The sequence below is a fragment of the Corallococcus sp. RDP092CA genome (assembly GCF_041903675.1).
In the GTDB taxonomy this organism is placed as follows: Bacteria; Myxococcota; Myxococcia; order Myxococcales; family Myxococcaceae; genus Corallococcus.
The window spans coordinates 16,019-42,390 of sequence record NZ_JAYESI010000025.1 but is presented as its reverse complement, the minus strand read 5'-3'; the positions used below and the strand labels follow the sequence as shown (position 1 = coordinate 42,390).

Sequence of the window (26,372 nt, the reverse complement as noted above, 5' to 3'; positions counted from 1 at the left end):
TGCTTCAGCGCCGGCGGCGCTACGGCGACGGCGCGGGGTGTTCGCTGGCGCGGGCGGTGAAGCCCCGGAAGAGGAGGAGCGACACCCCGAGCCCCACCGCGCACACCGCGGACACGTAGTACGCGGGCGCGAGCGGGCTCTGCTTCAAGGCGACCGTGACGGCGAGCGGGGTGAGGCCGCCGAACAGCGCGTACGCGACGTTGTAGGAGAACGACAGGCCGGAGAAGCGCACCGCCGGGGGGAAGGCCTGCACCATCACCGCGGGCACCACGCCGGCGACGCCCACGCAGAACCCCACGCCCGCGTAGAGCGGCACCAGGTGCTCGGGCGCGCTCGCCACGCCCCGGTAGAACAGCTGCGCGGCGACGAGCAGCATCCCCGAGCCGATGGCCATGGCCCGCGTGGGCCCCAGCCGGTCCGCGAGCAGCCCGAAGCAGATGCACCCCGCGGTGAGCGTGAGCGTGGCCACGCTGTTGGCCGCCAGCGCCTTCGCGGGCGGGATGCCGTGCAACTGCTGCATCAGCGTGGGCGTCATCAGGATGACCACCACGATGCCCGCGGTGAGCACCCAGGTGAACAGCATGGAGACCGCGACGGCGGGCGCGTGGCCCTTCAGCGCGGCCTTGAGCGGCAGCTCGCGCACCAGCGCCTTCTTCTGGCGCAGCTCCTCGAAGACGGGCGTCTCCTGGAGCCAGCGGCGCAGGAACACGGCGAGGAAGCCGAACACGCCGCCCACCACGAAGGGCGCGCGCCAGCCGAACGCCAGCACCTGCTCCGGCGTGAAGGCGGTGTTGACGGCGGTGGCCACCAGCGAGCCCAGCAGGATGCCCAGCGTGAGCCCGGAGGTGAGCGTCCCGCACGCCAGGCCCACGCGGCGCTCCGGCACGTGCTCGGAGACGAACACCCACGCGCCCGGCACCTCGCCGCCCACCGCCGCGCCCTGCAACAGCCGCAGCGTGAGCAGCAGCAGCGGCGCCGCGTACCCGGCCGTGGCGAACGTGGGCAGCAGGCCCATGCACAGCGTGGGCAGCGACATCAGGAAGACGCTCAACGTGAACATCCGCTTGCGCCCGGTCCGGTCCCCGAAGTGCGCCATCACGATGCCGCCCAGGGGCCGCGCCAGGTAGCCGGCCGCGAACAGCCCGAACGTCTGTAGCTGCCGCAGCCAGTCCGCCGTCTCCGGCGGGAAGAACAGCTTCCCCATCACCGCCGTGAAGAACACGAAGATGATGAAGTCATAGAACTCCAGCGCGCCCCCCAGCGCCGCCAGCCCCAGGGTGCGGAGGTCCTGGGCGGTCAGGGGACGGGGAGCGGTCAGCGGGGAGGGGGCGTCGGTGGGGGAGGTCGCCATGCGCACGAGGACCCGGAGGATATGCCCGGGCCCCCGGTCCGACACCCATCCGTCACGTTGTTAAAGTGTATTCCATGTAAAACCAGTTGACACGGTGTGCGAAACTTGTGGGGAGGTCTCGGCATAGGTATCTTCCCGGAATTGCGAGTTCCGCCCCGGGAGTACAATTTGAACAGGGTTGATACCGTGACGCCTTCGCCGGCCGCGCCTGGGGTGGACCTCCGCTTCGGGAAGTACCGGATGGTGCAGCGGCTCGCCACGGGCGGGATGGCGCACCTGTTCCTGGCGACCCTCGACGGACCGGACGGGTTCTCCAAGGCGTGCGTCATCAAGCGCATCCTGCCGGAGTACGCGAACCTGGAGCCCTTCGCGCGGATGTTCGCGGACGAGGCGAAGGTGGCGGCGCTGCTGACGCACCCGAACATCGTGCAGGTGTTCGACTTCGGGAAGATTGAAGGCCAGTACTACCTGGCGATGGAGTGGATCCAGGGCCAGTCGCTGGACCGCATCATGCGGCACGCGGCGGCGGCGAACATCCCGCTGGGGCCCCGGGTGACGGTGGACGTGGGCCTGGCCATGTCGGACGCGCTCACGTACGCGCACGCGAAGACGCTGTCGGACGGGACGCCGCTGAAGCTGGTGCACCGGGACATCACGCCGGGCAACGTGCTGGTGTCGCGCGACGGCATCGTGAAGCTGGCGGACTTCGGCATCGTGAAGAGCTCCGTGAACCTGGAGCGCACGGTGGCCGGGGTGGTGAAGGGCAAGTACGCGTACATGTCCCCGGAGCAGATCACCAACCGGGAGCTGGACCACCGCTCGGACCTGTATTCGCTGGGCATCGTCCTCTACGAGGCGTCCACGGGGCGCCGCCTGTTCAAGCGCGACACGATGGAGGCCACCATCCTGGCCGCGTCGCAGGGGGACGTGCCGCCGCCGTCGCAGGTGGCGCCGGGCTTCCCTCCGGAGCTGGAGCGCATCCTGCTCAAGTGCCTGGCGAAGGAGCCGGCGCAGCGCTACCAGACGGCGCGCGAGCTGCACGACGACCTGGAGCGCTACCGCACGGCGCAGCACTGGACCTCCGGCGGCCGGGAGCTGGCCACGCTGATGGCCACGCTGTTCCCGCCGGACGCCGGCGGCCGGGTGTCCACGGCGGTGTCGGTGCCGGGCTCGTCGCCGGGGGCGTCGGCGGAGGCCTCGGGCATGGGCGCCACTCGCACGCCCACGGGCATCTCCGGCCCGCCGCCCTTCGGGGAGGCGGAGCACCCCGTGGACCTGCGCGAGCCCAGCGCGCTGGTGCCCACGGGCGTGCTGCCCCAGCGCGGCGGGACGGGCTCCACCACGGGCGTCATTCCATCGCCGGAGCAGGCGGTCTCGTCCGGGGCGTTCCCCTGGGCGCTGGCGGCCGCGGCGGGCGCCGCGCTGGTGGGCAGCGCGGTGTTCTGGCTGTTCATCGCATGAGGGGCGGGCGCACCGTGTCGTCGTGGGAAGTGGGACATCCATCGTGAAGAACCAGAAGACCTGGATCGCCGTCATCCTGCTGGGCACCGTGGTCGTGAACGCCGGGGCGTACCTGGTGGTCCGCTCGCGCAAGGCCGCGCCGCCCGAGCCCGTCGTCACGCGGCCCCCCGCTCCCGTCCAGCCCCCCGCCCCGCCGCCCGTGGACGCGCCATCGGAGGCCGCGAACGCCGGGCTCGTGCGCGCGCTGCGCGCGTCCGGCCTGGCCGCGCTGGAGGACCGCGACTACGAGCGCGCCGTCGCGCAGTTCACCGAGGCCCTCAAGCTGCGCCCGGACGACAAGGACAGCGACCTGACGCGGCTCTTGGGCATCGCCACCGACCTGCGCTCGCGTGAGCAGTCGCGGACCCCGCAGGCGTCCCCAGCGCGTGAGCCGCCGCCCACCCGCGCGCCGCCCCGCTCGCGCGCCGCGAAGCTCGCCGCCGCGCGGGCCGCCCGCGAGCAGCAGGCCGCGCAGAGCGCCTCGCAGGAGGAGGAGTCGAGGGGCGGGCTCCTCCTGGTGACGTCCACGCCGCCGGGCCTGGTGGTGATGGTGGATGGCAAGGCGGTGGACCTGACGCCGGCGCGGCTGCCGGTGTCCGCGGGCACGCACCGCGTGGTGCTCGCGCAGGGCGACCGCCACCTGTACGAGGAGACGGTGGACGTGGACGCGGACGCGGTGCGCTCGCTCAACCGCGACCTCTCCGCGGAGCTGACGCCGGCCTCGCCCCGGCCGGCCGCGGTGCCCGTGGCGGCCGTCGTCCCCGCTTCGCCCCCGGCGGCGAGCGCGGGGCTGGCCGGTGGACCCGGGGCGACCCATTCCCCCACGGAGCCCGCGACGCCGTCGGAGCCCTCCGTGGCGAAGGCCGCCGTGGCCACCCAGCGGGGCGACCTGGAGATCACCTCGCCAGGGCTCTACGGCGAGGTGTGGATCAACGGCCGGCCATATGGCTTTCCGCCTGTCTCCGCGCAGGCGCTGCCCTCCGGCCCCGCCAAGGTGGAGGTCCGCGTCAACGGCGAGGTGAAGCGGCGCATGACCGTGGAGGTCGAGCCGGGCCGCAGCACCCGCGTGCGCGTGAAGTGAAACACCGCGCGCCTCCGGATTCGGTGTGGTGCGAGGATTTCCAGAACTTTCGGATGGTGCTGGATCCGATACAATCGGCTTCACGCGGAGGGCAGCGCCCCCCGGGACCGCCCCGCGTCCCCACCTTCGAGAGGGTTGTTTCGTATGGGTTTCACCAGGCTTGGGCGTCGTGTGTGTGTTTGGCTGACGTTGCTGGGCGCGGGCACGGGCTTCGCGCAGACGGCGCCGGAGCCCACCCTGGACCCCGGTCCGCCGGAGACGCCCTCCGCCGAGGAGCAGCGCGACCTCCAGCTGGAGGATGAGCCGGAGGTGCACAGCCAGGTGGCGTCGTTCGCCATCACCCGGCTGCACGACTCGCCGGCCGTGGTGACGGCCATCACCGCGGACGAGATCAAGGCCTCCGGCGCGCGCGACCTGATGGACGTGCTGTTGCAGGTGCCCGGCTTCTTCTTCGGCGTGGACGTGTCCGGCACGGTGGGGCCGGGCTTCCGGGGGCTGTGGGGCCAGGAAGGCAAGGTGCTGCTCATCATCGACGGCAAGGAGATGAACGAGCAGCTCTACTCCACGATGCAGCTGGGCCACGAGTTCCCGGTGGAGCTCATCGAGCGCATCGAGGTCGTGCGCGGCCCGGGCTCCGTCATCTACGGCGGCAACGCGGAGCTGGCCGTCATCAACGTCATCACCCGGGGCATCCAGGGCAGCACGGACGCGCTGGTGGTGGGCACCTACGGGCAGCTGGCGCACGGCCTCGGGCGGCGCAGCCTCACGCTGTCCGGCCGCAAGGTGTTCGAGGGCGTGCCGGGCCTGAGCGCCTTCGCGTCCGCGTCGCTGGGGCAGGGGCAGCGCAGCGACGCCGTGTTCGACGACTTCTATGGTGGCTCCGCGAGCATGAACGGCGCGTCGCGGCTGGACCCCACGGTGGTGCAGGCCGGCGTGGGCTACCGCGACCTCCAGCTGAGCCTCCTGTACCAGCGCCAGGACACCACGTCCGTCGTGTCCGTGGACGAGGTGCTGCCCACCCCGGCGAGCACCGACTTCGAGTCGTTCCACGCCGAGCTGAGCGACCGCTTCCGGCCCACGGACCGGATTGAGATCATCCCCCGGCTGAACCTCACGCTGGGCGAGTCCTACCGGGACTCGGACGAGGCGTCGCCCTTCTTCTACGACAAGCGCTACCGGCGCATCCGGGGCCGGGCGCTGGCGCGCTGGGCGGCGTTCGACTTCCTCCAGCTCACGGGGGGCGTGGACCTGGCGTTCGACCAGGGCCAGCTGCGGGGCCCGGCGGGCATCGGCCAGCAGGAGGCCTTCGACGGCGACGAGGACGTCGTCTCCTACCGCAACGTCGCGGGCTTCGTGGAGGTGTACTCGGACAACCCCATCGCCACGGTGGTGGCGGGCGCGCGCTTCGAGGACCACAGCGCCTTCGGCAGCTCGTTCGTGCCGCGCCTGGTGCTGCTCAAGTCCTTCGGGCCGGTGAGCGGCAAGGCCCTCTACAGCCGCGCGTTCCGCGCGCCGGGCATCGAGAACATCTCCCTGGGCGAGGACGTCCGGCCGGAGCGCACCACGGTGTACGAGCTGGAGGCCACGCTGCGCCTGGGCGAGGGCCAGAGCCTGAGCGCCAACGCCTTCGACGTGGGCGTGACGGACCCCATCATCTACTCCTACGACGCGGACACGGCGAGCGAGGCGTACCGCAACCTGGGCCGCCTGGGCAGCCGGGGCATCGAGCTGGACTACCGGCTGCGCGGGACGTGGGGCCGCGCGGAGGCGGGCTACTCGTTCTACCGGCCGGGCGGCCGCAACGACGTGGAGGACTACCTGGTGCCCGGGCACCCGAAGGCCTTCACCGGCCTGCCCACGCACAAGGTGACGCTGACGGGCACGGCGAAGGTGTTGCCGTGGCTGTCCGTCAGCCCCACGGCCGTGCTGGTGGGCCAGCGCTTCGCCGTGGGGGCGCCGGACGAGGAGGGCGTGTCGGAGGTCCAGACGCTCCAGCCCCGGCTCCTGCTCAACCTCTTCGTGCGCGCGGAGAACGTGGGGACCAAGGGCCTGGAGCTGGGCGCGGGCGTCTACAACCTCCTGGGCAGCGACTTCCGGGTGGCCCAGCCCTACAACGGCGGCCACGCGCCCCTGCCCGTGTTCAGCCGCGAGTTCCTGGTGAAGCTGACCTACCTCTTCGAGCCGTCCTACGACGACGAGTAGCCTGGGCGTCAGCCAGGACGCCTCCGACGTTGCGCGAGGGCGTGGCGGGGCGTAGGGAAGCCGCCTGCCATGTCCGAGAACAGCCAGCTCCTCGAAGCCGTCCGGAAAGAAGCCAAGCCGGGCCTCTGGTCCAAGGGCGTCAGCCTCGCGCGCGATGGGGCGGTGGCGCTCCAGGGGCGCACGGCCTCGGAGGTCGAGCTGCGCGTGAAGGTGGCGGGCCGGGCCGTAGCCTTCACCGTCGTCCTCTACCCGGGCGACGAGGCGTGGGAGTGTGACTGCCCCAGCCCGGTGGACCCGTGCGAGCACGTCGTCGCGGCGGCCATCTCCCTGGACAAGGCGGAGAAGCAGGACGCGCCGCTGGAGGCGGTCTCGGAGCGCTGGTCGCGCGTGGTGTACCGCTTCACGCGCGTGGAGGGCGGGCTGCAACTGCACCGCGTCCTCGCGCACGCGGACGGCACGGAGGAGCCGCTGGAGGACCTCACCGGGCGCCTCGCGAAGCCCCAGGGCGGCGCCACGTTGCAGGTGGAGCAGGTGGACCTGGTGATGGAGCGCCTGCTGGAGCGGCGCACCCGGGGGCCGCTCCTGGCGGAGAAGCTGGACGCGCTGCTGCGCGCCCTGGAGCCCGCGCGCAACGTGCTGCTGGACGGCCGGCCGGTGGCGGTGTCCAGCGAGGTGCTGCCGCCGCGCGCGAAGGTGGAGGACCGGGGCCAGCAGTGGGTCATCACCATCACGCGCGACCCGCGCATCGTGGAGGTGGTGAGCCCCGGCGTGGGCCTCACGGCCGAGTCCCTGGTGCGCCTGGGCGAGACGGCGATGACGGGCGCGTGGCTCCAGCACCTGCCGCTCGTGCGCACGTACTCGCCGGAGCAGCTGGGGGAGCTGTCCGCGAAGATCCTGCCCGAGCTGGGGCGGCGCATGCCGGTGGACATGAAGAGCCGCCGGTTGCCGGCGCTGGACCGCGAGCTGAAGCCGCGCATCCTCCTGGAGCTGAACCAGCTCACGCAGGGCCTGTCGGTGCTGCCCACGCTGGTGTACGGCGCGCCGCCGACGGTGCGCATCGACAACGGGCGCATGGTGTACCTGCGCGGCGCGGTGCCGCTGCGCGACGAGGCCGCGGAGCAGCGGCTGCTCCACCAACTGCGCGATGAGCTGAACCTGGTGCCCGGCCGCCGGCTCACGGTGCAGGGCCCGGAGATGACGCGCTTCGCGGACAAGCTGCGGAGGTTCCGGGGAGACCTGGGCGGCGACGCGGCGGGCATCGTCAGCCCGGACATGCGCCTCAAGCCGTCCCTGCGCGTGGAGGGCGGGACGACGGGCGCGGGCGTGCCGGACGTGCGCTTCACGCTGGAGTTCGAGGTGGAGGGCGGCAAGGGCGGCGCGCGCACGGTGGACGCGGGGGCGGTGGTGCGGGCGTGGACGGAGGGGCTGGGGCTGGTGCCGCTGGACGGCGGCGGCTGGGCGCCGCTGCCGCGCGCGTGGCTGGACAAGAACGGGCAGCGCGTGGCGGACCTGCTGGCCGCGCGCCAGGAGGACGGGCGCGTCGCGAACCACGCGCTGCCGGAGCTGACGCAGCTGTGCGAGTCGCTGGAGCAGCCGCCGCCTCCGGGCCTGGACAGGCTGGCCCCGCTGGTGGAGGGCTTCGAGAAGCTGCCGCCGCCGGTGCTGCCCGCGGAGCTCAACGCCACGCTGCGCGCGTATCAGCAGCAGGGGGTGAGCTGGCTGTCGTTCCTGAAGGGCGCGGGGCTGGGCGGCATCCTCGCGGACGACATGGGCCTGGGAAAGACGCTCCAGACCCTCTGCATCCTGGGCCCGAAGTCGCTGGTGGTGTGTCCCACGAGCGTGCTGCCCAACTGGGTGGCGGAGCTCCAGCGCTTCCGGCCGTCGCTGAAGGTCTGCGTGTACCACGGCCCTGGCCGCAAGCTGGACCCCGCGGCGGACATCACGCTCACCACGTACGCGCTGCTGCGCCTGGACGCGCCAGTGCTGGGCGCGCCCACGTGGGAGGCGGTGGTGCTGGACGAGGCGCAGGCCATCAAGAACCCGGAGAGCCAGGTGTCGCGCGCGGCGTTCGGGCTCAAGGCGAACCTGCGGCTGGCGCTCAGCGGCACGCCGCTGGAGAACCGCCTGGACGAGCTCTGGAGCCTGATGCACTTCACGAACCCGGGCCTGCTGGGGGGCCGCCGCCAGTTCGAGGAGAAGACGGCGCAGCCCATCGCGGACGGCAATCCCGGCGCGGCCGAAGCGCTGCGCCGCCGGATCCGGCCGTTCATCCTGCGCCGCCTCAAGCGGGACGTGGCGCCGGAGCTGCCGCCGCGCACCGACTCCGTGATGCACGTGCAGCTGGATGAGCGCGAGCGCTCCGTCTACGACGCGGTGATGGCCGCGACGCGCGCGGAGGTGGTGGCGCTGCTCAACGAAGGCGGCAGCGTGCTCAAGGCGCTGGAGGCGCTCTTGCGGCTGCGGCAGGCGGCCTGCCACTCCGCGCTGGTGCCGGGGCAGCAGGCGAAGACGTCCTCCAAGGTGCAGACGCTGGTGGACGCGCTGGAGACGGCGGTGTCGGAGGGCCACAAGGCGCTGGTGTTCTCGCAGTGGACGTCGCTGTTGGACCTCATCGAGCCGGGGCTCAAGGACGCGGGCATCGGCTTCGAGCGACTGGACGGCGCGACGGCGAACCGAGGCGAGGTGACCGCCCGCTTCCAGGGCGAGGACGGCGCGCCGGTGCTGCTGATGTCGCTGAAGGCCGGCGGCACGGGCCTGAACCTCACGGCGGCGGACCACGTGTTCCTGATGGACCCGTGGTGGAACCCGGCGGTGGAGGCGCAGGCGGCGGACCGCGCGCACCGCATCGGGCAGGAGCGGCCGGTGATGGTCTACCGGCTGGTGTCCCAGGGCACGGTGGAGGAGAAGATCCTGGGCCTCCAGGAGAAGAAGCGCGCCCTCTTCGAGGCCGCGCTCAGCGAGGCCGGGGGCGCCGCCGCCATCACCCGCGAGGACCTGCTCCAGCTCTTCGCGTGAGCCCGAGCGTCAAGGCGCTGCGCGTCCGCCGATTTTCGGGAAGCGCTCGTAGGCCCGCTTGAGTGCATCCAGGTGCGTGGGGTCGTCCAGGTCGAGAGGCCCGTCAGTGAGCTGCACGACCCACCCGCCCGATGCCGTGCGCCGCGCTCGTGTAAGCAGCTCGGCGTCGCGGGTCGGGTCCGGGAACCCGATGGTTTGCGCGGCAGCGGCGGACCAGTAGTTCAGCCATCCCAGGCGGTGGGGAATCTCGGGCGAGCTCATGGCGCCAGGGGACGCGATCACAGGCAGGCCGTGAGGGGGCAGCTCCAGGTCATCGGGTCGATTCCTCGTCTGGCGCGCGATGTCCACGCTCGCCCTGAATGGCGTGGCATGTCCCCAGTGCGCGCGTGCGACTTCCGCCACGGCCTCCAGCACCTCCGGCACCGCCGCGAGCATTTCTGGGGTTGGTGGCAGAGACGCATGGAGCTCCAGCTGTGATCGGCCGCCTGGGGCGCTGGTCGCTGGGAGTTCCCACCCGGAAAGCATCACAGGGAAGTTCTCGTTGCCGTTGCACAGGAGGGGGAACCCCCCATCTTTGGTTTGTTCCGTGAGCCATGCGTCGCGTTGTGGCAACGCGATGGGGCGTCCGTCTTTGGAAACACGCCACTCCAAGCGCAGGTCAGGGAACGCACGCTCCATCCCATGAACCACGGCTACGGGGCGGTTGTCTTTACCCAGGAGCGCGGGGGCGTAGACGCTGAGGGTCATTTTTCGTTTGGCTGTCATCTCAGCACCAGTCCATGACGACGATGAATCCCCTGAGATCCGGGGCCACATTCTCCAGCGCTTCTTTATGCGCTTCACTGCGTACGCCGACACGGAAGCCAAATCCGCAGGACCGAGCCAGTTCGCGCTCAATCCGCAGCGCGGGTACTTGAGCGCTGATCACCTGGCCCTGGAGAAACTCACTGTATGCGTCGAAATTGTCGGTCTTGACTTCCCAGAGGATGCGTGTGGCCAGTTGCAGCGCGTCGAAGTTCTTCCCATTCACGAACACATCCCACCCAGGGAAACTGTTGTTCGGAACCTTGTCCGCACACTTGTTGTGCGGGTCGTTGCCGCCACGGTGATTCACTGGGATTGGCTCGCAACTGGCACGGCGCGTCCGGCCCACGGACAGAGGTGGCACCGGGGGTTGCCAGTCCTGCCCCGCTGGCTTCGGTGCCAGTCTGGGCTTCCGTTCACCGACAGATTCTTGGGGCGCAACCCTCGCTCCTCGGGCAGGCCCTGCCTCTTCGGGGTAGGAATGCCGTAACTCATACGCATCCAGCGCCTCCTTGATGGCAACGGCGACCACGACCGCGCCAAGGACGACCACAGCTCCCATGGCAATCTCGGGGGCTGCCAGCACGCAGAGCCCGATCCCCATGGCAGCTGCGCCCGTGGAGGCGACCGCGCACCTTCCCGTGGTGTCGTGGAACTCGATCCGCTCGTGGTCGAGGGCCGGATAGCACCGCTCCACCAGCACCGGCCAAGGCTGCAACGCCTCGCGAACAACGCACTGCCCACCGTCTTGCCAGGGCAGCACTGCTGCTCGCTGGAGGTTGGCAAGTCGCGGGTCCCGCGACGTCGTCCCTCGATGGCTCGAAGGAGGTGTAGCGCATGACGTGAGGAAGAGAAGGAGCGAGGCGCAAGCATGGAGTCGCATGGTCATGCGTCGTCCCGGGTGAGCAGCGCGTATCGTGGAACTCATCGACGTCACGCCTCTGGGACTACGGAGTGGCGAAGCTCACCGCGACCTTCGAGGCGTCCGGGTCGCTGAAGCGCAGGAGGTCTTCCCCCTCCCGCACCAGCGCGTCACGGTCGGCCTTCGTCACCCGCTCGAAGGGCTTGCACACCAGCGTCGCGGCGCCCTTCTTGCGCTCGGTGCTCCACGAGCCCGCGACGTGTCCGTCCACCAGGAACACGTTGAGCACGCGCAGGTTCTTCGTGGACAGCTTCTCGCGGTGCTCCTCCGGGACGACGCGGGTCCGGTCCGCGTGGGAGAGGATGAGGTTGTCGAAGTCCGGCAGGAAGCGCACCGGCGCGGGCGTGTCTTCCGGCGGGCGCGGGGCCTTGGGCAAGTCGAAGAGGACGCGCTTCTTCGCGTCGCGGAGCTCCACCAGCTTGCCGCGCACCTTCTCGAAGGCTTCCTTCAGCGGCTTGAGGCCGGACCAGGTCTGCATGTCCGCCACCGTGGCGGGGCCGAAGGCGGCCAGGTAGCGGAGCACCAGCGGTGACGCGTCGTCGTCCGTGGAGAGCTTCTCGCCCAGCCAGGACTCCGCCAGCGTGAAGCCCGAGTTGCCGGGCCAGCCCCACTCCAGCCCCTCCTCGGGCACCTGGATGAGCGGCAGTCCCAACCGCGTGGCGAAGCCCATGGCCCGCTCGTCGCCGTCCAGGTGGTGCTTCAGCAGGTGCTCGCGCACCTCCTCGAAGGTGCGGGGCTTCTCCTGGAGGAAGGGCCTCGCGGTGGCCAGCAGCGCGGGCAGGTCCAGCGCCGTGGCGCGCTCCTTCAGCACGGAGCGCATGGCGGCGGTGAGCATGGGCTGGAAGAGGCCGCGGTAGCGCAGGTAGTCCTTCGCGGTCATCAGGTGCAGCGTGCCGCGCATCATCGTGCCGCGCGCCAGCTCGCGCTTGAGCGCCAGCTTCGTGAGGGTGTCGCGCTGGAAGCCCTGGAGGCGCGACCACAGGGCCAGGTACGGCGGGCGCGCGAGCTGGGCCTGGAGCCCCACCAGGTGCTCGATGGCGCGCGGCACGGTCATCTTCTCGCGCGTGAGCAGCAGCTGGCGCGCGAGCGTGGCGCGGTTGAGGGCCTGGGCGGACAGGACTTCGTCGGGCATGCGCCCGAGCATACCCGGCGGCCTCCCGCGCGAGTGTTGGCTGAACGAAGCCCGGCGGCCCCCGGGTGTGGGGTTCCTCACGGCGCGCGGGAGTCGCCGGATGCCACCCGCGAACGGAGGGCTAAAGGAAACGGGATGATTGAAGACCTCTGGTACAAGAACGCGGTCGTCTACTGCCTCGACGTCGAGACGTTCATGGACGGCAACGGCGACGGCGTGGGGGACTTCACGGGCCTGCGGCGCAAGCTGGACTACCTGGCGGGCCTGGGCATCACCTGCCTGTGGCTGTTGCCCTTCCAGCCCACCCCCAACCGCGACAACGGCTACGACATCCGCGACTACTACGGCGTGGATCCGCGCCTGGGGGACCTGGGCGACTTCGTGGCCTTCACCCACGAGGCGAAGCTGCACGGCATCCGCGTCATCATCGACCTGGTGGTGAACCACACGTCGGACCAGCACCCGTGGTTCCAGGCCGCGCGCAAGGACCCGGACAGCCGCTACCGCGACTACTACGTCTGGTCGAAGACGCGGCCCCGGGACGCCAACAAGGGCATGGTCTTCCCGGGCGTGCAGCCCTCCACGTGGACGTACGACAAGGAGGCGCGCCTCTGGTACTTCCACCGCTTCTTCGACTTCCAGCCCGACCTCAACGTCGCGAACCCGGAGGTGCGCGAGCAGATCCTGAAGATCATGGGGTTCTGGCTGGAGCTCGGCGTGTCCGGCTTCCGGGTGGACGCGGTGCCCTTCCTGGTGGAGCTGAAGGGCGTGAAGCACCCGGGCGTGAAGAACCCCTACCAGCTGCTGGAGGAGATGCGCGAGTTCCTGTCGTGGCGAAGGGGTGACGCCATCCTGCTCGCGGAGGCCAACGTCACCATGGACGAGGTGATGGAGTTCTTCGGCGACAACGACCGCATGCAGCTGGTGTTCAACTTCCTGGCGAACCAGAACCTCTACCTGTCGCTCACGCGCGGGGACGTGACGCCGCTGGTGCAGGCGCTGAAGTCCGCGCCCAGGCTGCCGCGCTCGGCGCAGTGGGCGAACTTCCTGCGCAACCACGACGAGCTGGACCTGGGGCGGCTGTCGGACGGGGACCGGTGGGAGGTGTTCCAGGCGCTGGGGCCGGACAAGGGCATGCAGCTCTATGACCGGGGGCTGCGACGGAGGCTCGCGTCGATGCTGGACGGGGACCGCCGCCGCATCGAGGTGGCGTACAGCCTGATGTTCACGCTGCCGGGGACGCCAGTGCTCTGGTACGGCGACGAGCTGGGCATGGGGGAGAACCTGTCGCTGGTGGAGCGGCAGGCGGTGCGCACGCCCATGCAGTGGAGCCCGGAGCCGCACGGCGGCTTCACGCTGGCGGAGGCGCCGGTGAAGCCGCTGGTGTCCGAGGGCCCGTTCGGCTTCCGGCAGGTGAACGTGGCGCAGCAGCGTCGGAACCCGGGCTCGCAGCTCAACTGGACGGAGCGCATCATCCGCGCGCGCAAGGAGTGCCCGGAGCTGGGGTGGGGCGCGTGGAAGGTGCTGCGCACGGGCAACAAGGGCGTGCTGGCCATCCGGTACGACTGGAAGGGCAACACGCTGGTGGTGCTGCACAACCTGTCGTCGCGGCCCTGCACGGTGAAGCTGGACCCCGGCGGCGACGAACCGTGCACGCTGTTCAACGTGCTGAGCGAGGACCACTCCGAGCCCGCGGACGGCCAGCGCCACGTGCTCACGCTGGAGGGCTACGGCTACCGCTGGTATCGCGTGGGACACGAGAACCCGGCGCGCAGGCACCGGACGGAGCCGCTGCCCTGAAGAGGGGGCAGCGGCTCCTCCCGCGTCACCGGGTCAGCGGCTTCAACCGATCTCCACCTTCTGGAAGAGGTGCTCCGGCGGGGCGACGCCGTCGGAGAAATCCAGGATGCCGGTGGAGTAGGTGGGGTCGCTCCAGTTGCCATAGAGCACCTGGTCGTGGCCCAGGCCGCGGAAGTCCCCCACCAGGATCTGGTGAACCAGCGCGCTCGGGTAGAAGCTCACGCCCTGCGCCTCGCTGTAGCGGACCTCGGCGGGCGCGACGCCATCGGAGAAGTCCGCGATGAGCATGGCCGTGCCCGTCGTGCCGCCGTTCACCAGCAGGAGCTGGTCGTAGCCCAGGCCGCGGAAGTCACCCACGGCCTGGTTGTCGTCCGCGTCCATCAGGTTGTCCAGCACGGTGAAGGCGCCGGATGCCTCCACGTAGCGCACCTGCGCCGGCGCCACGCCCGTGCTGAAGTCGAGGATCTTCACCCGCGCGCCCGTGCCGGAGCGGTTGAGGCAGAGCACCTGGTCGTAGCCCAGGCCCCGGAAGTCGCCCACGTAGAGCTTGTCGTCCGGGTCGGAGCAGTCCTCGAAGGAGTTCGGGGTGCCCCAGGCCTCGTGGTAGCCGGCCTCCGCGGGGACGGCGCCGTCGCTGAAGTCGCTGATCATCACGCGCCCGCCCGTGCCGGAGCGATTGAAGAACAACACCTGGTCATGGCCCCGGTTCAGGAAGTCCCCCGTGAGCTGGAGGTCCTCCGGGTCGTGCCAGCCGTTGAGCACGCCGCTCTGGCCCCAGGACTCGTGGTAGCGCACCTCCGCGGGGACGGCGCCGTCGCGGTAGTCGGTGATGATCACCCGGCCGCCCACGCCGCTGGTGTTGATGAAGAGCATCTGGTCATAGCCGAGGCCCCGGAAGTCCCCCGCGAGCTTGATGTCGCTGGGGTTGTGCCAGCCGTCGAGCAGGGTCGAAGCGCTCCACGCCTCCTCGTAGTGGATGTTGGGGAAGTTGGTGGCGTTGACGTAGCCGGAGACGTACACCCGCGGCCCGTAGCCGGACCCGGTGATGGCGATGACCTGGTCCGCGCTGCCCGTGCCCGCGAAGACGCCGGCCTTGTAGACAGAGGGCATGGCCAGCCGGAACGTCTTGGGCGCGTTGACGAGCAGCGGGCTGTGTCGGCCCTGCTGATCCAGCGCGAAGACGCGCAGCGTGTGGTCCTGGCCATCCACATAGAGCTCAGGGATGCGGAACGAGAAGCCGTTCGCGCCGGAAGCCATGGGGTAGGTGCTCTTCACGTCGGCGCGGTAGAGGTTCGCCACCACGCTGGTCACGGACGCCGGGTTGCCGTCGATGGAGTAGGAGACCGTGATGGAGGTCGACGGCGAGTCCAGGTCCAGCGCCCAGCCCGTGACCGTGCCGTCGTTGGAGATGCCGTCGAGCTTGCCGAACGCACCCGGCAGGTTGAAGGTGCGCGGCGAGCCCGAGAGCAGCGGGTTGTTCAGGCCCTGCACGTCGATGCCGTAGACGTACAGCGTGTGGTCCTGGCCGTCTCGGAAGTACGCGGGCACGGGGAAGGAGAACCCGTGGTTGCCTTCGACCTTGTCGAAGGCGGCGTTGACATCCGGGCGCGGGAGGTTCGCGGGCGCGGACGCTCCGAACGCGCCGGAGCCGGTGGGGCCGTCGATGTAGTAGTGCACTTCCGTGGAGACGCTCGGCGAGGCCGTGTCGAACGCCCAGCCGCTCACGAAGCCGGTGGAGGAGATCTCCTCGAAGTGGCCCTCCATCGTGCCGGGGTACATCGCCGCGGCGGAGGCGATGTCTCCCACGCTCAGGCTGTCGCGCTGGCCAATGGACTCACCGCCCCGGGTCCGGATGGTCTGCATGGGGTTGCCGGTGACGGGGTCGGGCTTGCCGAACGCCGTAGCGCTGTAGTGCATGATGGACCCGAAGTCATAGGGCCCGAAGTCGTCGCCGTCGCTGACGTGCTTCTCGAAGTTGTATGCCTCACCGGACTGGATGTTGTTCCAGAGGATCTCCACGAAGGTGTCTCGATCCTCGCGGCTCTGCTCGTGCCAGAAGCCGATGGCGTGACCCAGCTCGTGGATGACTCCGCTCAGGCCACACCCTCCCTCCAGGACGACGAACTGCCGGCCGCCCTGGCGTCCCACGGAGGACGAGCACCCCACGCCCTTCACGAAGTAGACATGGTCGACGGAGGAGGGCGTGGTGGCGGAGATGGGCTCGAAGCGAAGGCCCGTCCTTTGCTGCCAGTGCCGGATGGCGTCGTTGATGACGTAGTTGTCGTCCAGCGAGCCGTAGACGTGGACGTACGGGACGACGCCGTTGGGCCAGCGCTTGCTGCTGCCGGTGACCTGGACGCTCTCCGCGGAGACTCGGTTGGCGGCCTGGGCCTTCACCTTCGGGGACTCGCGCTCCACGTCCTCGACGGTGCCCAGGATGATGTCGCCCTCGAAGAGGGCCAGGCCGTTGACGGCCTTGTACTTCACCTCGCGGGGCTCGGCCCTGGGTCCAATGCGGACCCACGCGGAGCCGACGCCGGAGCGCGCGGTTGTGGGTGGAGTGATGGGTTCGGCGGCCTCTTCCGGATGGCAGGCGGTGCCAAGGCAGGCCACGGCCGTGAGCGCCCGGATCCACCGGGCGTGCTGGTTGCGATGCATGCAGGAATCCCCCTCGCTGGGTGTGATGGTGACTCGCTGTGCAATACGCAGGGACTCGCGGAAGCTGGCTGTCCTGGACGTCACGGCGGTGGGGCAGGGCGGTCGCGTGCCGTCCACCGTGACGGGGGGCCGCTGGGGCGGGTGGTGTTGCCGCCAAAGCGACGCGGCTCCACGGTGCAGGTGGCGGGTTCCCGAGCTTCGGGTTACAGACCCGGGGCAGGAGGCTCGCGATGCCCGCTCCCCTGACGCGGCGACCGGAGACCAAGTCGTTCAGCATCGAGGACCTGCTCGACCGCGTGCGGCGCGGCGAGGTGCGCATCCCCGACTTCCAGCGCCCCCTGCGGTGGACCGCGGACGACGTGCGCGACCTGCTGGACAGCGTGTACCGGGGCTATCCCATCGGGACGCTGCTGTTCTGGCGCCGGGAAGCCCCCGCCGCCAACGTCAGCTTCGGCCCCGTGCGCATCGACGCGCCCTCCACCAGCCAGGGCCTGTGGGCCGTGGACGGCCAGCAGCGCGTGACGGCGCTCGTGGGCGTCCTGCTGCATCCGTCCTATGGCGACGAGGCGGGCCGCGACGACTTCCACCTGTACTTCGACCTGGAGACGGAGGAGCTGCATGCGCCTCCCGCGGAGGGCGCGGCGCCACCGCACTGGCTGCCGATGAACGAAGTGCTGGACAGCGAGTCGCTGCTCCACTGGCTCAATCGCTACCCGGCCCGTGAAGCGCACCCGGAGCACCTGCGCGCCGCCATCCGCCTGGGCAAGGCCATCCGCGAGTACCAGGTGCCCGCCTACGTCGTGGACACGGCGGACGAGAAGGTCCTCCGCGTCATCTTCAAGCGCCTCAACACCGCCGGCCGCCCGCTCACGGATGAGGAGGTCTTCAACGCGCTGTACGTGGGCTCGCGCTCGCTCAGCCTGGAGTCGGTGACGCAAGGGCTGCGGGAGCTGGGCTTCGGGAGCATCCCGGAGTCGCTGCTGCTCAGGGCCGTGCTGGCCGTGCGCGGCCTGGACTTCACGCGGGGCTACCAGGAACAGCTCAGCCCGGACGACGAGCTCACGGAGACGGTCCGCCGCACGGACCGGGCGCTCCGGGACGCCATCGTGTTCCTCAAGCGCGACGCGTTCATCCCGCACCTCACGCTGCTGCCCGCGCCGGAGAGCTCGCTGGTCCTGCTGACGCGGTTCTTCCAACTGCACCCCGAACCGTCACCCCGCTCGCGGGAGCTGCTGTCCCGCTGGTTCTGGCGCCACATCGTCTTTGGCGGATGGGAGCTGAAGCCCGCCGAGGCCCTCCAGCTCTTCGCGGCGATCCGCTCCGATGAGGAGCGCTCCCTCCAGGCGCTGCTGGGCCAGGTGCCGCCGCCGCTCATCCGCTGGTGGATGGAGACGGGCATGCCGGTCATCCCCAACTCCACCGCGCGCCCCCCGCTGGTCCTGCGCATCGCGATGCTGTCCCTCCAGCCGCGGGACCTGCTGACGGGCGCGGTGCTGGACCCCACGGAGCTGCTGGAGCAGCCGGGCGAGGGCTTCCAGCCCATCCTCCCCCCGGAGGGCGTGTGGTGGACCGCGCAGAGGAGCCTGGACCGTCGGACGGCCCGCCGCGTGATGGATGGGACCTTCAACTTCCTCTTCCACCCGCAGGTGCCGGGGCGCTCCTTCATCCAACTGCTCGAAGCGCAGCCGCCACCGGCCGAAGAGCTTCTCCACAGCCACGGCCTCACCCCGCAGGCCCTGGACGCGCTGAGGCGTCAGGAGGGCCTGGGCTTCCTCCACCTGCGCCAGGCCGTGCTGGAGCCCGTCCTCCGCCAGTTCATGGAGGCCCGCACGCGCTGGGACGACTCGGACCGGCCTTCGCTCCAGTCGATGATCATCGACGACGATGAGGACTGACATGGACTCCGCGCCTCCTGTGTCCACCACCGGCATCCTCGATGTCCTCATCGGCGACGTGCACGCCGGCTCGCTCACGCTGCTCGCGGACGAGCGCATCGAGTTCAGCCTCTCCGAGGACTACCGCCAGCGCTACCCGCGCCCCGTGCTGGGGCAGTTCTTCGAGGACGACCTGTCGCGCCGCCACACCAGCCGCATGCGGCTGCCGCCGTTCTTCTCCAACCTCCTGCCCGAAGGCCCGCTGCGCGACCTCATCTCCGAGCGCCAGCACATCGCCCGGCAGCGCGAGTTCTTCTTCATCGCCCACCTGGGCGCGGACCTCTCCGGCGCCGTCATCGTCCGCCCCGCGGGCGAGCTCGCCGGCCACGACGCGCCCCTCGCGGACGTCCCCTCCGAGCCCACGTCCGACGGGGAGCCGCTGCGCTTCTCGCTCGCGGGCGTGCAGCTCAAGTTCTCCATGCTCCGGCGCGACCGCGGCATGACGCTGCCCATGGGCGGCCTGGGCGGAGACTGGATCGTCAAGCTGCCGGACAATCGCTACGACCGCGTCCCGGAGAACGAGCTGTCCGTGATGACCTGGGCCCGCGCCACCGGCATCGACGTGCCGGAGCTGACGCTGCTCCCGGTCTCCGACCTGCACGGCCTGCCGGAGGGCATCACCCTGCGCGAGGACCTGGCCTACGCCATCCGCCGCTTCGACCGGCCCTCCCCCGGCCGCCGCGTGCACATGGAGGACCTGGCGCAGGTGCTGGGGCTGTACTCCGACGAGAAGTACAAGAAGTACAACTATGAGACCATCGCCAACGTGCTGCTCAAGGTCTCGGGCCTGGACGCGCTCCAGGAGTTCCTGCGGCGGCTGGTGTTCATCATCGCGTGCGGCAACGGCGACGCGCACCACAAGAACTGGTCCCTCTACTACCCGGACGGCACGCGGCCCACGCTGTCGCCCGCGTACGACTTCGTCTCCACCATCCAGTACATGCCGCAGGATCAGCTCGCGCTGAACCTCGCGAAGTCCAAGCGCTTCGAGGACGTGTCGCTCCAGAGCTTCGAGCGGCTGGCGCGCAAGCTGGGCCTGCCCGACGAGGACGTCCTCCCCGTGGTGAAGGGGGCCGTGGAGGTCGCGCTCGACACGTGGACGACGCTGCGCGCGGACCTCCCCATGCCGGAGCTCTTCAAGCAGCGCATCGAGGAGCACTGGAAGCGCGTCCCGCTGCTCCAGGGCAACGTGAAGCGCAGCGCGGGCGAGCTGCGCCAGACGGTCAACGCCTTCTTCACCCTCTACAACGAGCTGCCCCGCCTGGGTCCCGGCAGCGACGCCTGCACCCGGGAGGCCCTGCGGCGCCTGTCCCCGCTTCCGCCCTCGCCGCGCGTGCTGGACCTGGGCGCGGGCACCGGGCGGCAGTCGCTGGTGCTCGCGAGGGAGCTGGGCACGCGTGTCACCGCCGTGGACCTGCACCGCCCCTACCTGGACCGGCTGGAGCGCGAGGCCCGCGCGCAGGGGCTGTCGGACGCCATCGTCACGCGCCAGGAGGACATGCGCGCGCTGTCGCTGCCGCCCGGCTCCGTGGACCTGCTCTGGTCCGAGGGCGCCATCTACGTGGTGGGCTTCGAGCAGGGGCTGCGCCAGTGGAGGCCGTTGCTCGCGCCCGGTGGGCAGGTGGCCGTGACCGAGTGCACCTGGCTCACCGACGTCCGTCCCCCGGAGGCCGTGCGCTTCTGGTCCGCCGGGTACCCGTCCATGGGCACCGTCGCCCAGAACCGCGCCACCGCGGAGGCCGCGGGGTTCACGGTGCTGGACACCTTCACGTTGCCCGCCTCCGCGTGGTGGGACGACTACTACACGCCGCTCCTTGCGCGCATCGAGCGGCTGCGCCCCACCGCGGACGCGGCCCTGCGCGAGGTCATCGCGGCGGCGGAGCAGGAGGTGAACCTGTACCGCCGCCACGGGGACAGCTACGGCTACGTGTTCTATCTGCTGCGCTCGCGCGAGGCGTGACGCCGCGGGCCGTGGTGGCGCGGAAGGGGACGAACGGGGAGGATGGGGCGCCCATGCCGGCCCCCGCCCCCCGCGCCGTCCCCGACGGAGGCGCGCCCACCGACGCCTCGCTGACGCTGCTGAGCATCCCCGGCACGACGCAGGCGGAGGTGGACAGCTACTGGCTGGCGCACGTGTACCAGGGCGACCGGCTGCCCCAGCTCACCCTGCGCGCGGTGGCGCTGGGCGCGGGACTGGGCGTGCTCACCTGCGCCACCAACCTCTACGCGGGGCTGAAGACGGGCGTGGCGTTCGGCGTGGCCGTCACCGCCGCGCTGCTCGCGTCCGCGACGCATGGGGCGCTCCGGCGCTTGAGCCCTCGCGCCGCCGGGGCTCCGCTGTCCCTGCTGGAGCTGGGGTGCGCCCAGACGGTGGCGTCGTCCGCGGGGTACGCGACGGGCGGCGCGCTCGTGTCGGTGCAGGGCGCGTGGCTGCTGACGACGGGGCACCACCTGCCCGGCGTGACGCTGCTGGCGTGGACCTTCCTGCTGTCCGCGCTGGGCGTCCTGTTCGCGGTGCCGCTCAAGCGGCAGCTGGTGGACCGGGAGCAGCTTCCGTTCGCGTCAGGGACGGCCGCGGCGGCGACGGCTCGTGCGCTGCACGCGGGCGGTGAGGCGGCGGGGCCCCGGCTGCGGATGCTGGGCGTGGGAGGGGTGATCGCGGGGGCGTTGACGCTGGCGCGCGATGGCTTCGGGCGCGTGCCGTATGCGTATGCGTTTCCCGGGGCGCTGGGGGGCGTGTCGCTGGAGCGGCTGGGGTTCGCGCTGGAGACCGGGTTGATGCCGGTGGGCGGGGGCGCGCTGCTGGGGGTGCGGGTCACCGCGTCCATGTGGCTGGGGGCGCTCGTCGTCCACGGCGTCGTCGCGCCCCGGTTGATGGCGGCGGGCGTGGTGGCGCCGGACGGAGACTTCCTCGCGTGGGCGCTGTGGCCTGGGGCGGCGGCGCTCACCACCGCGTCGCTGTTGCAGTTCGCGCTCCAGGGCCGGGTGTGGGGCCGCGCGCTGCGGGGGCTCTGGAATCGGGAGCCGCGTCAGGCGCCGCATCCCATCGAAGCGCTCCAGGTGCCCGGGCGGTGGTGGGTCGGGGGGCTGGGGGTGCTGACGCCCGCGACGGTGGCGCTGGCGCGGGTGGGCTTCGACGTGCCGGTGCCGCACGCGCTGCTGGCGGTGGCGCTGTCGTTCGCGCTGTGCCTCATCTCCTGCCGCGTCACGGGGGAGACGGACGTGAGCCCGGTGGGCGCGCTGGGGCAGGTGACGCAGCTCACGTATGGCGTGCTGCTGCCCGGGGACGTGCGCGCGAACCTGGCGACGGCGGGCATCACCGTCAACGCGGCGTCCTCTTCCGCGGACCTGCTCACGGACCAGAAGGCGGGGCACCTGCTGGGCGCCCACCCGCGACGGGTGTTCCTGGCGCAGCTGTTGGGGTGTGTCGTGGGGGCGCTGGTGGTGGTGCCGCTGTTCTACCTGCTGGTGCCGGAGCCGTCCGTGCTGGGCTCGGAGCGCTTCCCCGCGCCGGCCGCGACGGTGACGGCGGGCGTGGCGCGGGTGCTGGCGTCGGGGCTGGACGCCGTCTCGGCGGACCTGCGGCTCGCCATGGCCTGGGCCGCGGGCGCGGCGGCCGTGCTCACCCTGGGCGAGCAGGTGCTGCCGGAGCGCATCCGCCGCTGGACTCCGTCCGCGGTGGGGGTGGGGCTCGCCTGTCTGCTTCCGGCCTCCACGTGCCTGGGGTTCTTCCTGGGCGGGCTGGGGTGGGACCTGGCCAGGCGGTGGCGGCCCGCGTCGGACGGGCCGGGGGTGACGCTGGCGGCAGGGCTCATCGCGGGCGAGGGGTTGGTGGGGGTGGGCATCGTGCTGGCGCGGGCGCTCTGGTAGCCTGCGGGCCTCCCCATGCGCTGTCCGGTCTGCCACCGCCGCCTCGCTCCCGGCGCGGCGTGTCCCGTGAATGGCGTCGCCGCCGGGTCCGGTCTTCCCCTGGAGCCGCTGGCGATCCCCGACGTCCCCGGCCTGTCCGGCGCCGCCCTGCTGGGAGTGGGCGGCTTCGCCCACGTCTTCACCGCGGTGCGCGAGGCGGATGGCCGTGAGGTGGCGCTCAAGGTGGGGCTGGGGCCGCACCATGCGCGCTTCGCCCACGAGGCGGAGGCGCTCCGGCGCGTGGGGCCGCCCACGGTGCCCGAGGTGCTGGAGGAAGGGCGGGTGGGGGGCAGGCCGTTCCTCGTGCAGGAGCTGCTGCGAGGGCAGACGCTCGCGGCGTGGATGGCGGCGCTGCCCGGGAACGGCGCGGCGTCCGTGGCGCGGGTGCGCGAGCTGCTGACGGGGCTGTGTCCGGCGGTGGCGCGCGCGCACGCGGCGGGCGTGGCGCACCGGGACCTCAAGCCGGAGAACATCTTCCTGCGCGAGGGTGGCGCGCTGAGCCTCCTGGACTTCGGCCTCGCGCGCTGGGCGGGCGGGGGGCCCGTGGAGGAGGCGGGGAGCCGCGCTGGCACGACGGTCTACATGGCGCCGGAGCAGTGCCTGGACGCGCGCGAGGCGGGCCCGGCGGCGGACATCTACGCGCTGGGAGTCCTGCTCTTCGAACTGCTCACGGGCACGCCGCCGTTCCACGGCACGCCGGACGAGGTGCGCGAAGGCCACGTGAGCCAGCGTCCGCCGCGCGTGTCGGAGCGGGCCTCCGTTCCGGCGCCGTTGGATGCGGTGGTGGCGAGGTGTCTGGCCAAGGCGCCGGCGGAGCGTTACGCGAGCGCGGAGGAGGTGCTCGCCGCGTTCGACGCCGCGTGCGCGGAGGGCCCCGCGCTGCCCGCTGTCGTCGGTGCGGAGGACGCGCGCCCGGCGCAGGCGCTGGGGACGTTCGCGGGAGCGCGCCCGGTGGCGATGCTGGGGCTGCGCACGGCCGCGTCGGTGGAAGGGCTGACGGCCACGCTGGAGCCGTTCGGTGGCGTGCTGGCGCGGGTCGCCTCGGGCGGATACCTCATCGTCTTCTGCGAGTCGCTGTCGGCGGAGGCGAACGTGCGCGCGGGCGCGCTCGCGGCGCGGCGCCTGGTGGAGTCCGGTGAGGCCTCGGCGGTCCTGCACGTCGCGGTGCTGTACGTGCATCCCGGCACCACGCTGCCGCGCATCGCGGGCGCGGCGCTGGAGCGCCCGGAGACGTGGTGGGGGAGGGCGGTCGCGCCGGGCGAGGCGCGGGTGACGTCGGAGGCGGTCGCGAGGCTGGAGCCCGGTTGGATCGAGCCCATCACGACGCTCGATGGCATCGAAGCCGGGGCCGGGACCCATGAACCTGGCGCGCGGCAGGAGCAGGAGCCCGAGCGCGCTGGGCTCATTCCCGCGCAGCCGCTCGCAGGGGCCGAACGCGCGGCGCCCCAGACCTCCGAGCGCCGCGAAGCCGCCGCGCCGCAAGCCGCCGCGGCGGGCGCTCTTGCCGCGGCACCATGCTCCGCGGGGGCCGAGCCTCGGAGCGGCGCTGGCTTCCGGTTGCGTCTCCAGGACGAAGAGGGCGCGCGCGTCGACGGAGAACCTCCGCCACTCGTGGGCCGCGACGCGCTGCTGGAGGCGCTGGTCGCGGACGCGGAGCGGAGCCTGTCGTCCTCACGGCCGGGCCTGGGGGTGCTCACCGGCGAGGTGGGCCATGGCAAGACGCGGCTCCTCAAGGCGCTCACGTCCCGGCTGGAGGCCTCGGGCCACGCGCGGGTCATCCGCCTGCGCGCGCCGCCTCCGGATGCTTCGGTGTCCAACGCCTTGCTGGACGCGCTGCGCGCCGTCGTGGGCCGTCCGTCCGCGGAGCCCCGTGTCCTGGCCGACGCGCTGGTCGCCCAGGCCCGTGAGGCACCGCTCGCGCTGCTGCTGGATGATGCACACCTCGCGGATCCGCAGAGCCTGGATGTGCTGGAGCGCGCCACGCTCGATGGAAACCGAGCGCCCCTGTGGATCGTCGTCGCCGGACGTCCCTCGCTGCTGGGCCTGCGTCCCCACCTGGGCGAACGCAGCGCGCACCCTTCACACCATCCGCTGCCGCCGCTGCCGCCGGAGGCCAGCCGCGCCGTGCTGCTCCACCTGCTGCGCCCCGCGGAGCACATCCCCGAGCCCGTGCTCGCGCGCCTGGAACAACTGGCGCAGGGCGTGCCCCTGTCCCTCGTCGAGCTGGCACGCGCGCTCCGCGCCGCCGGGGCCCTGCGCTCGGCGCCGGGCGGCGGGTGGTACGTCGCCCCGGACGCGCTGCTGGACGTCTCCGTCACGCCGCTGTTCGAACGGCTCGCCCCGCGCGCGCTCGCGGGCCTCCCGGAGGCCCACCGCGTGCTCGCGCGGCTGTGCGCGGTGCTCGGCACGGAGGTGGACGTCGCGCGGGTGGACGCGGCCCTGCGCCACCTGGCCAGCGGGCCGGAGCTGTCGCGCGCCGCGTCCCTCGACGCGGGCGCGGGCCTCCAGCGGCTGTCGCGCGCGGGCCTGCTGCGCCCCACCAGCCCGGGCCGCTTCGCCTTCCGACACCCCCTCCTGCGCGAGGCCCTGGAGGCCCTGCTCCCTCCCGCCCCCCGCCGCGCGCTGCACGCCGCCGCGCTCAAGGCCAGCGTGGGGGACGACGTGGCCGAGCGCCGCCGCCGCGCGCACCACGCGGCCGTCTGCGGCGCACACCTGGAGGCCGCGCGGGACTACCTGGCGCTGGCGGAGGAGGCCCGCGCCGGACACCTGTCCGTGGAGGCGGAGCAGCACTACACGCGCGCGCTCGCGCTCCTCCCGGAGTCGGACGACGCGCGCCGGGCCCAGGCGCTCGCGGGGCGGGGCAAGGTGCGCCACCGCCTCCAGCGCTTCCGGGAGAGCCTCGCGGACCTCTCCGCCGCGCGCGCCCTGGCCCGCGCCCGGGGCGACGCGGCGCTCGAGGTGGACCTCCTGCTGGAAGAGGCCACCGCGCGCGACTGGATGGAGGACACGGAGGGCTCCGCCACCTGCACGCGTGACGCGCTCGACGCCATCGAGCCCCTGGACGCGCCCCGCCTGTCCCTCCGCTGCGGCCTGGCCCGGGGCCGCCTGCACGTGCGCCAGGGCGAGTGGGCCGCCGCGGCCCGCGTGCTCACCTCCACCGCCGAGGGCGCCGAGCGCGCCCGCGACCACGAGACGCTGGTCGTGTCGCTGGCCCTGCTGGGCGCGGCGCTCACCTTCCTGGACCGCGCTCCGGAGGCCGCCGAGCGCTTCGAGGAGGCCCTGGAGCGCTGCGAGGCCGCGGGCGACGGGCTGCACAAGGCCGCCGTGCTGAGCAACCGCGTCCTCCTGTGGCTCCGCCAGGGCGACGTGCCCCGCATGGAGGCGGACCTGCGCCGCGCCATGGCCCTGGGCCGCGAGCTGGCCCACGCGCAGATGGAGCGCTGGTCCACCTTCAACCTCGCGGAGGTCCTCTACATGCAGGGCCGCCTGGACGAAGCGCTGCCCCTCGCGCAGCGCGCGCACGAGCTGGGCGTGCGCTTCTTCCGCGAGCATCCCGTGCCCGTGGATGCGCTGCTCATCGCTCGCATCCAGGCCGCCGCGGGAGACGACGCGGCGGCGGCCCGCCAGCTCGCCTGGATCTCCGAGCGCTGTCCGCCGGAATCCCTGCCACCCACCGCCATCATGCGGCGCCTCGTGGAGCTCCAGGTTCGTCAGCAATCCACGGGGGTCTTCCATGCGGCGGAGTGGACCGCCCTGCACGCGGAAGCGGACGCGCTGGCCTCCCCGGACGAGAAGGCGGAGCTCCTCCTGCAGGCCGCCAGCGTCGCGCGCCGCACGGGCGCGCTGGACGAGGCCCGCGTGTGGCTCGAGCGCGCCGCGCCCGCGGTGGCGGAGGCCCCGCTGTGGGCTACGCGTTTCCACGCATTGCGTGACGCGCTTCCACCCCCAGCGCTGTAACGGGAACCGTTACACGGTGCCGCGCTCGTAACCTTTCGCGCTACAGGGAGACAAGAAGGCCGCGCGTTTGGTTTTCTTCTCGTCCAGTTCCAAATCCTGTCCAAGGA

At 72.0% G+C, this 26,372-nt stretch carries 14 protein-coding genes; 9 read left to right on the top strand and 5 right to left on the bottom strand.

The annotated features are described in order from the left end of the window. Positions 1-19: 19 nt before the first annotated feature. Entirely contained in the window at positions 20-1,351 is a 1,332-nt protein-coding gene (locus tag U8525_RS24575; RefSeq protein ID WP_374268742.1) for an MFS transporter, read from the bottom strand. A 186-nt stretch (positions 1,352-1,537) separates the two neighbouring features. Between U8525_RS24575 and U8525_RS24570 the strand changes: the two genes are divergently transcribed. The 4 genes from U8525_RS24570 to U8525_RS24555 all read left to right on the top strand — a co-directional run bounded on the left by U8525_RS24570 (position 1,538) and on the right by U8525_RS24555 (position 9,149). Beyond that, complete coding sequence (locus U8525_RS24570; RefSeq protein ID WP_374268741.1) at positions 1,538-2,812, top strand: serine/threonine-protein kinase; 1,275 nt, start codon at positions 1,538-1,540, stop codon at positions 2,810-2,812. Positions 2,813-2,855: 43 nt separating this feature from the next. Beyond that, positions 2,856-3,932, top strand: coding sequence for a PEGA domain-containing protein (locus U8525_RS24565; RefSeq protein WP_374268740.1), 1,077 nt, complete (start codon positions 2,856-2,858; stop codon positions 3,930-3,932). 171 nt (positions 3,933-4,103) lie between these two features. Further along, a complete protein-coding gene (locus tag U8525_RS24560) occupies positions 4,104-6,134 on the top strand; it encodes a TonB-dependent receptor plug domain-containing protein (protein ID WP_374268739.1) in 2,031 nt (676 codons plus the stop codon). Between the two features lie 69 nt (positions 6,135-6,203). Then, entirely contained in the window at positions 6,204-9,149 is a 2,946-nt protein-coding gene (locus U8525_RS24555; RefSeq protein WP_374268738.1) for an SNF2-related protein, read from the top strand. A 9-nt stretch (positions 9,150-9,158) separates the two neighbouring features. On the opposite strand, the gene U8525_RS24550 is transcribed toward U8525_RS24555, so the two are convergent. From U8525_RS24550 to U8525_RS24540, 3 genes are all read right to left on the bottom strand, one after another. Further along, on the bottom strand, positions 9,159-9,914 hold the full coding sequence (locus U8525_RS24550; protein WP_374268737.1) for a DUF5953 family protein: 756 nt from the start codon (positions 9,912-9,914) through the stop codon (positions 9,159-9,161). A 1-nt stretch (position 9,915) separates the two neighbouring features. Further along, positions 9,916-10,836 carry a DUF6310 domain-containing protein gene (locus U8525_RS24545; protein ID WP_374268805.1) on the bottom strand — a complete coding sequence of 307 codons (921 nt, stop codon included), beginning with the start codon at positions 10,834-10,836 and terminating at the stop codon, positions 9,916-9,918. Between the two features lie 64 nt (positions 10,837-10,900). Then, entirely contained in the window at positions 10,901-12,007 is a 1,107-nt protein-coding gene (locus U8525_RS24540) for a winged helix DNA-binding domain-containing protein (protein ID WP_374268736.1), read from the bottom strand. 135 nt (positions 12,008-12,142) lie between these two features. Between U8525_RS24540 and U8525_RS24535 the strand changes: the two genes are divergently transcribed. Further along, positions 12,143-13,807 (top strand): alpha-amylase family protein, encoded by a 1,665-nt coding sequence (locus U8525_RS24535; RefSeq protein ID WP_374268735.1) that lies wholly within the window; start codon positions 12,143-12,145, stop codon positions 13,805-13,807. Positions 13,808-13,849: 42 nt separating this feature from the next. Here U8525_RS24535 and U8525_RS24530 read toward each other — a convergent pair whose 3' ends face one another. Continuing rightward, on the bottom strand, positions 13,850-16,465 hold the full coding sequence (locus U8525_RS24530; RefSeq protein WP_374268734.1) for a M12 family metallopeptidase: 2,616 nt from the start codon (positions 16,463-16,465) through the stop codon (positions 13,850-13,852). A gap of 230 nt (positions 16,466-16,695) precedes the next feature. Between U8525_RS24530 and U8525_RS24525 the strand changes: the two genes are divergently transcribed. From U8525_RS24525 to U8525_RS24510, 4 genes are read left to right on the top strand one after another with little or no spacing between them, the layout of a single operon-like run. Continuing rightward, complete coding sequence (locus tag U8525_RS24525; protein WP_374268733.1) at positions 16,696-18,360, top strand: DUF262 domain-containing protein; 1,665 nt, start codon at positions 16,696-16,698, stop codon at positions 18,358-18,360. Between the two features lies 1 nt (position 18,361). Beyond that, on the top strand, positions 18,362-20,359 hold the full coding sequence (locus U8525_RS24520) for a HipA domain-containing protein (RefSeq protein WP_374268732.1): 1,998 nt from the start codon (positions 18,362-18,364) through the stop codon (positions 20,357-20,359). A gap of 53 nt (positions 20,360-20,412) precedes the next feature. Further along, positions 20,413-22,269: an OPT family oligopeptide transporter gene (locus U8525_RS24515; protein WP_374268731.1), complete on the top strand. Its 1,857-nt coding sequence runs from the start codon at positions 20,413-20,415 to the stop codon at positions 22,267-22,269. A gap of 15 nt (positions 22,270-22,284) precedes the next feature. After that, positions 22,285-26,265 carry a protein kinase gene (locus tag U8525_RS24510; protein ID WP_374268730.1) on the top strand — a complete coding sequence of 1,327 codons (3,981 nt, stop codon included), beginning with the start codon at positions 22,285-22,287 and terminating at the stop codon, positions 26,263-26,265. Positions 26,266-26,372 lie beyond the last annotated feature (107 nt).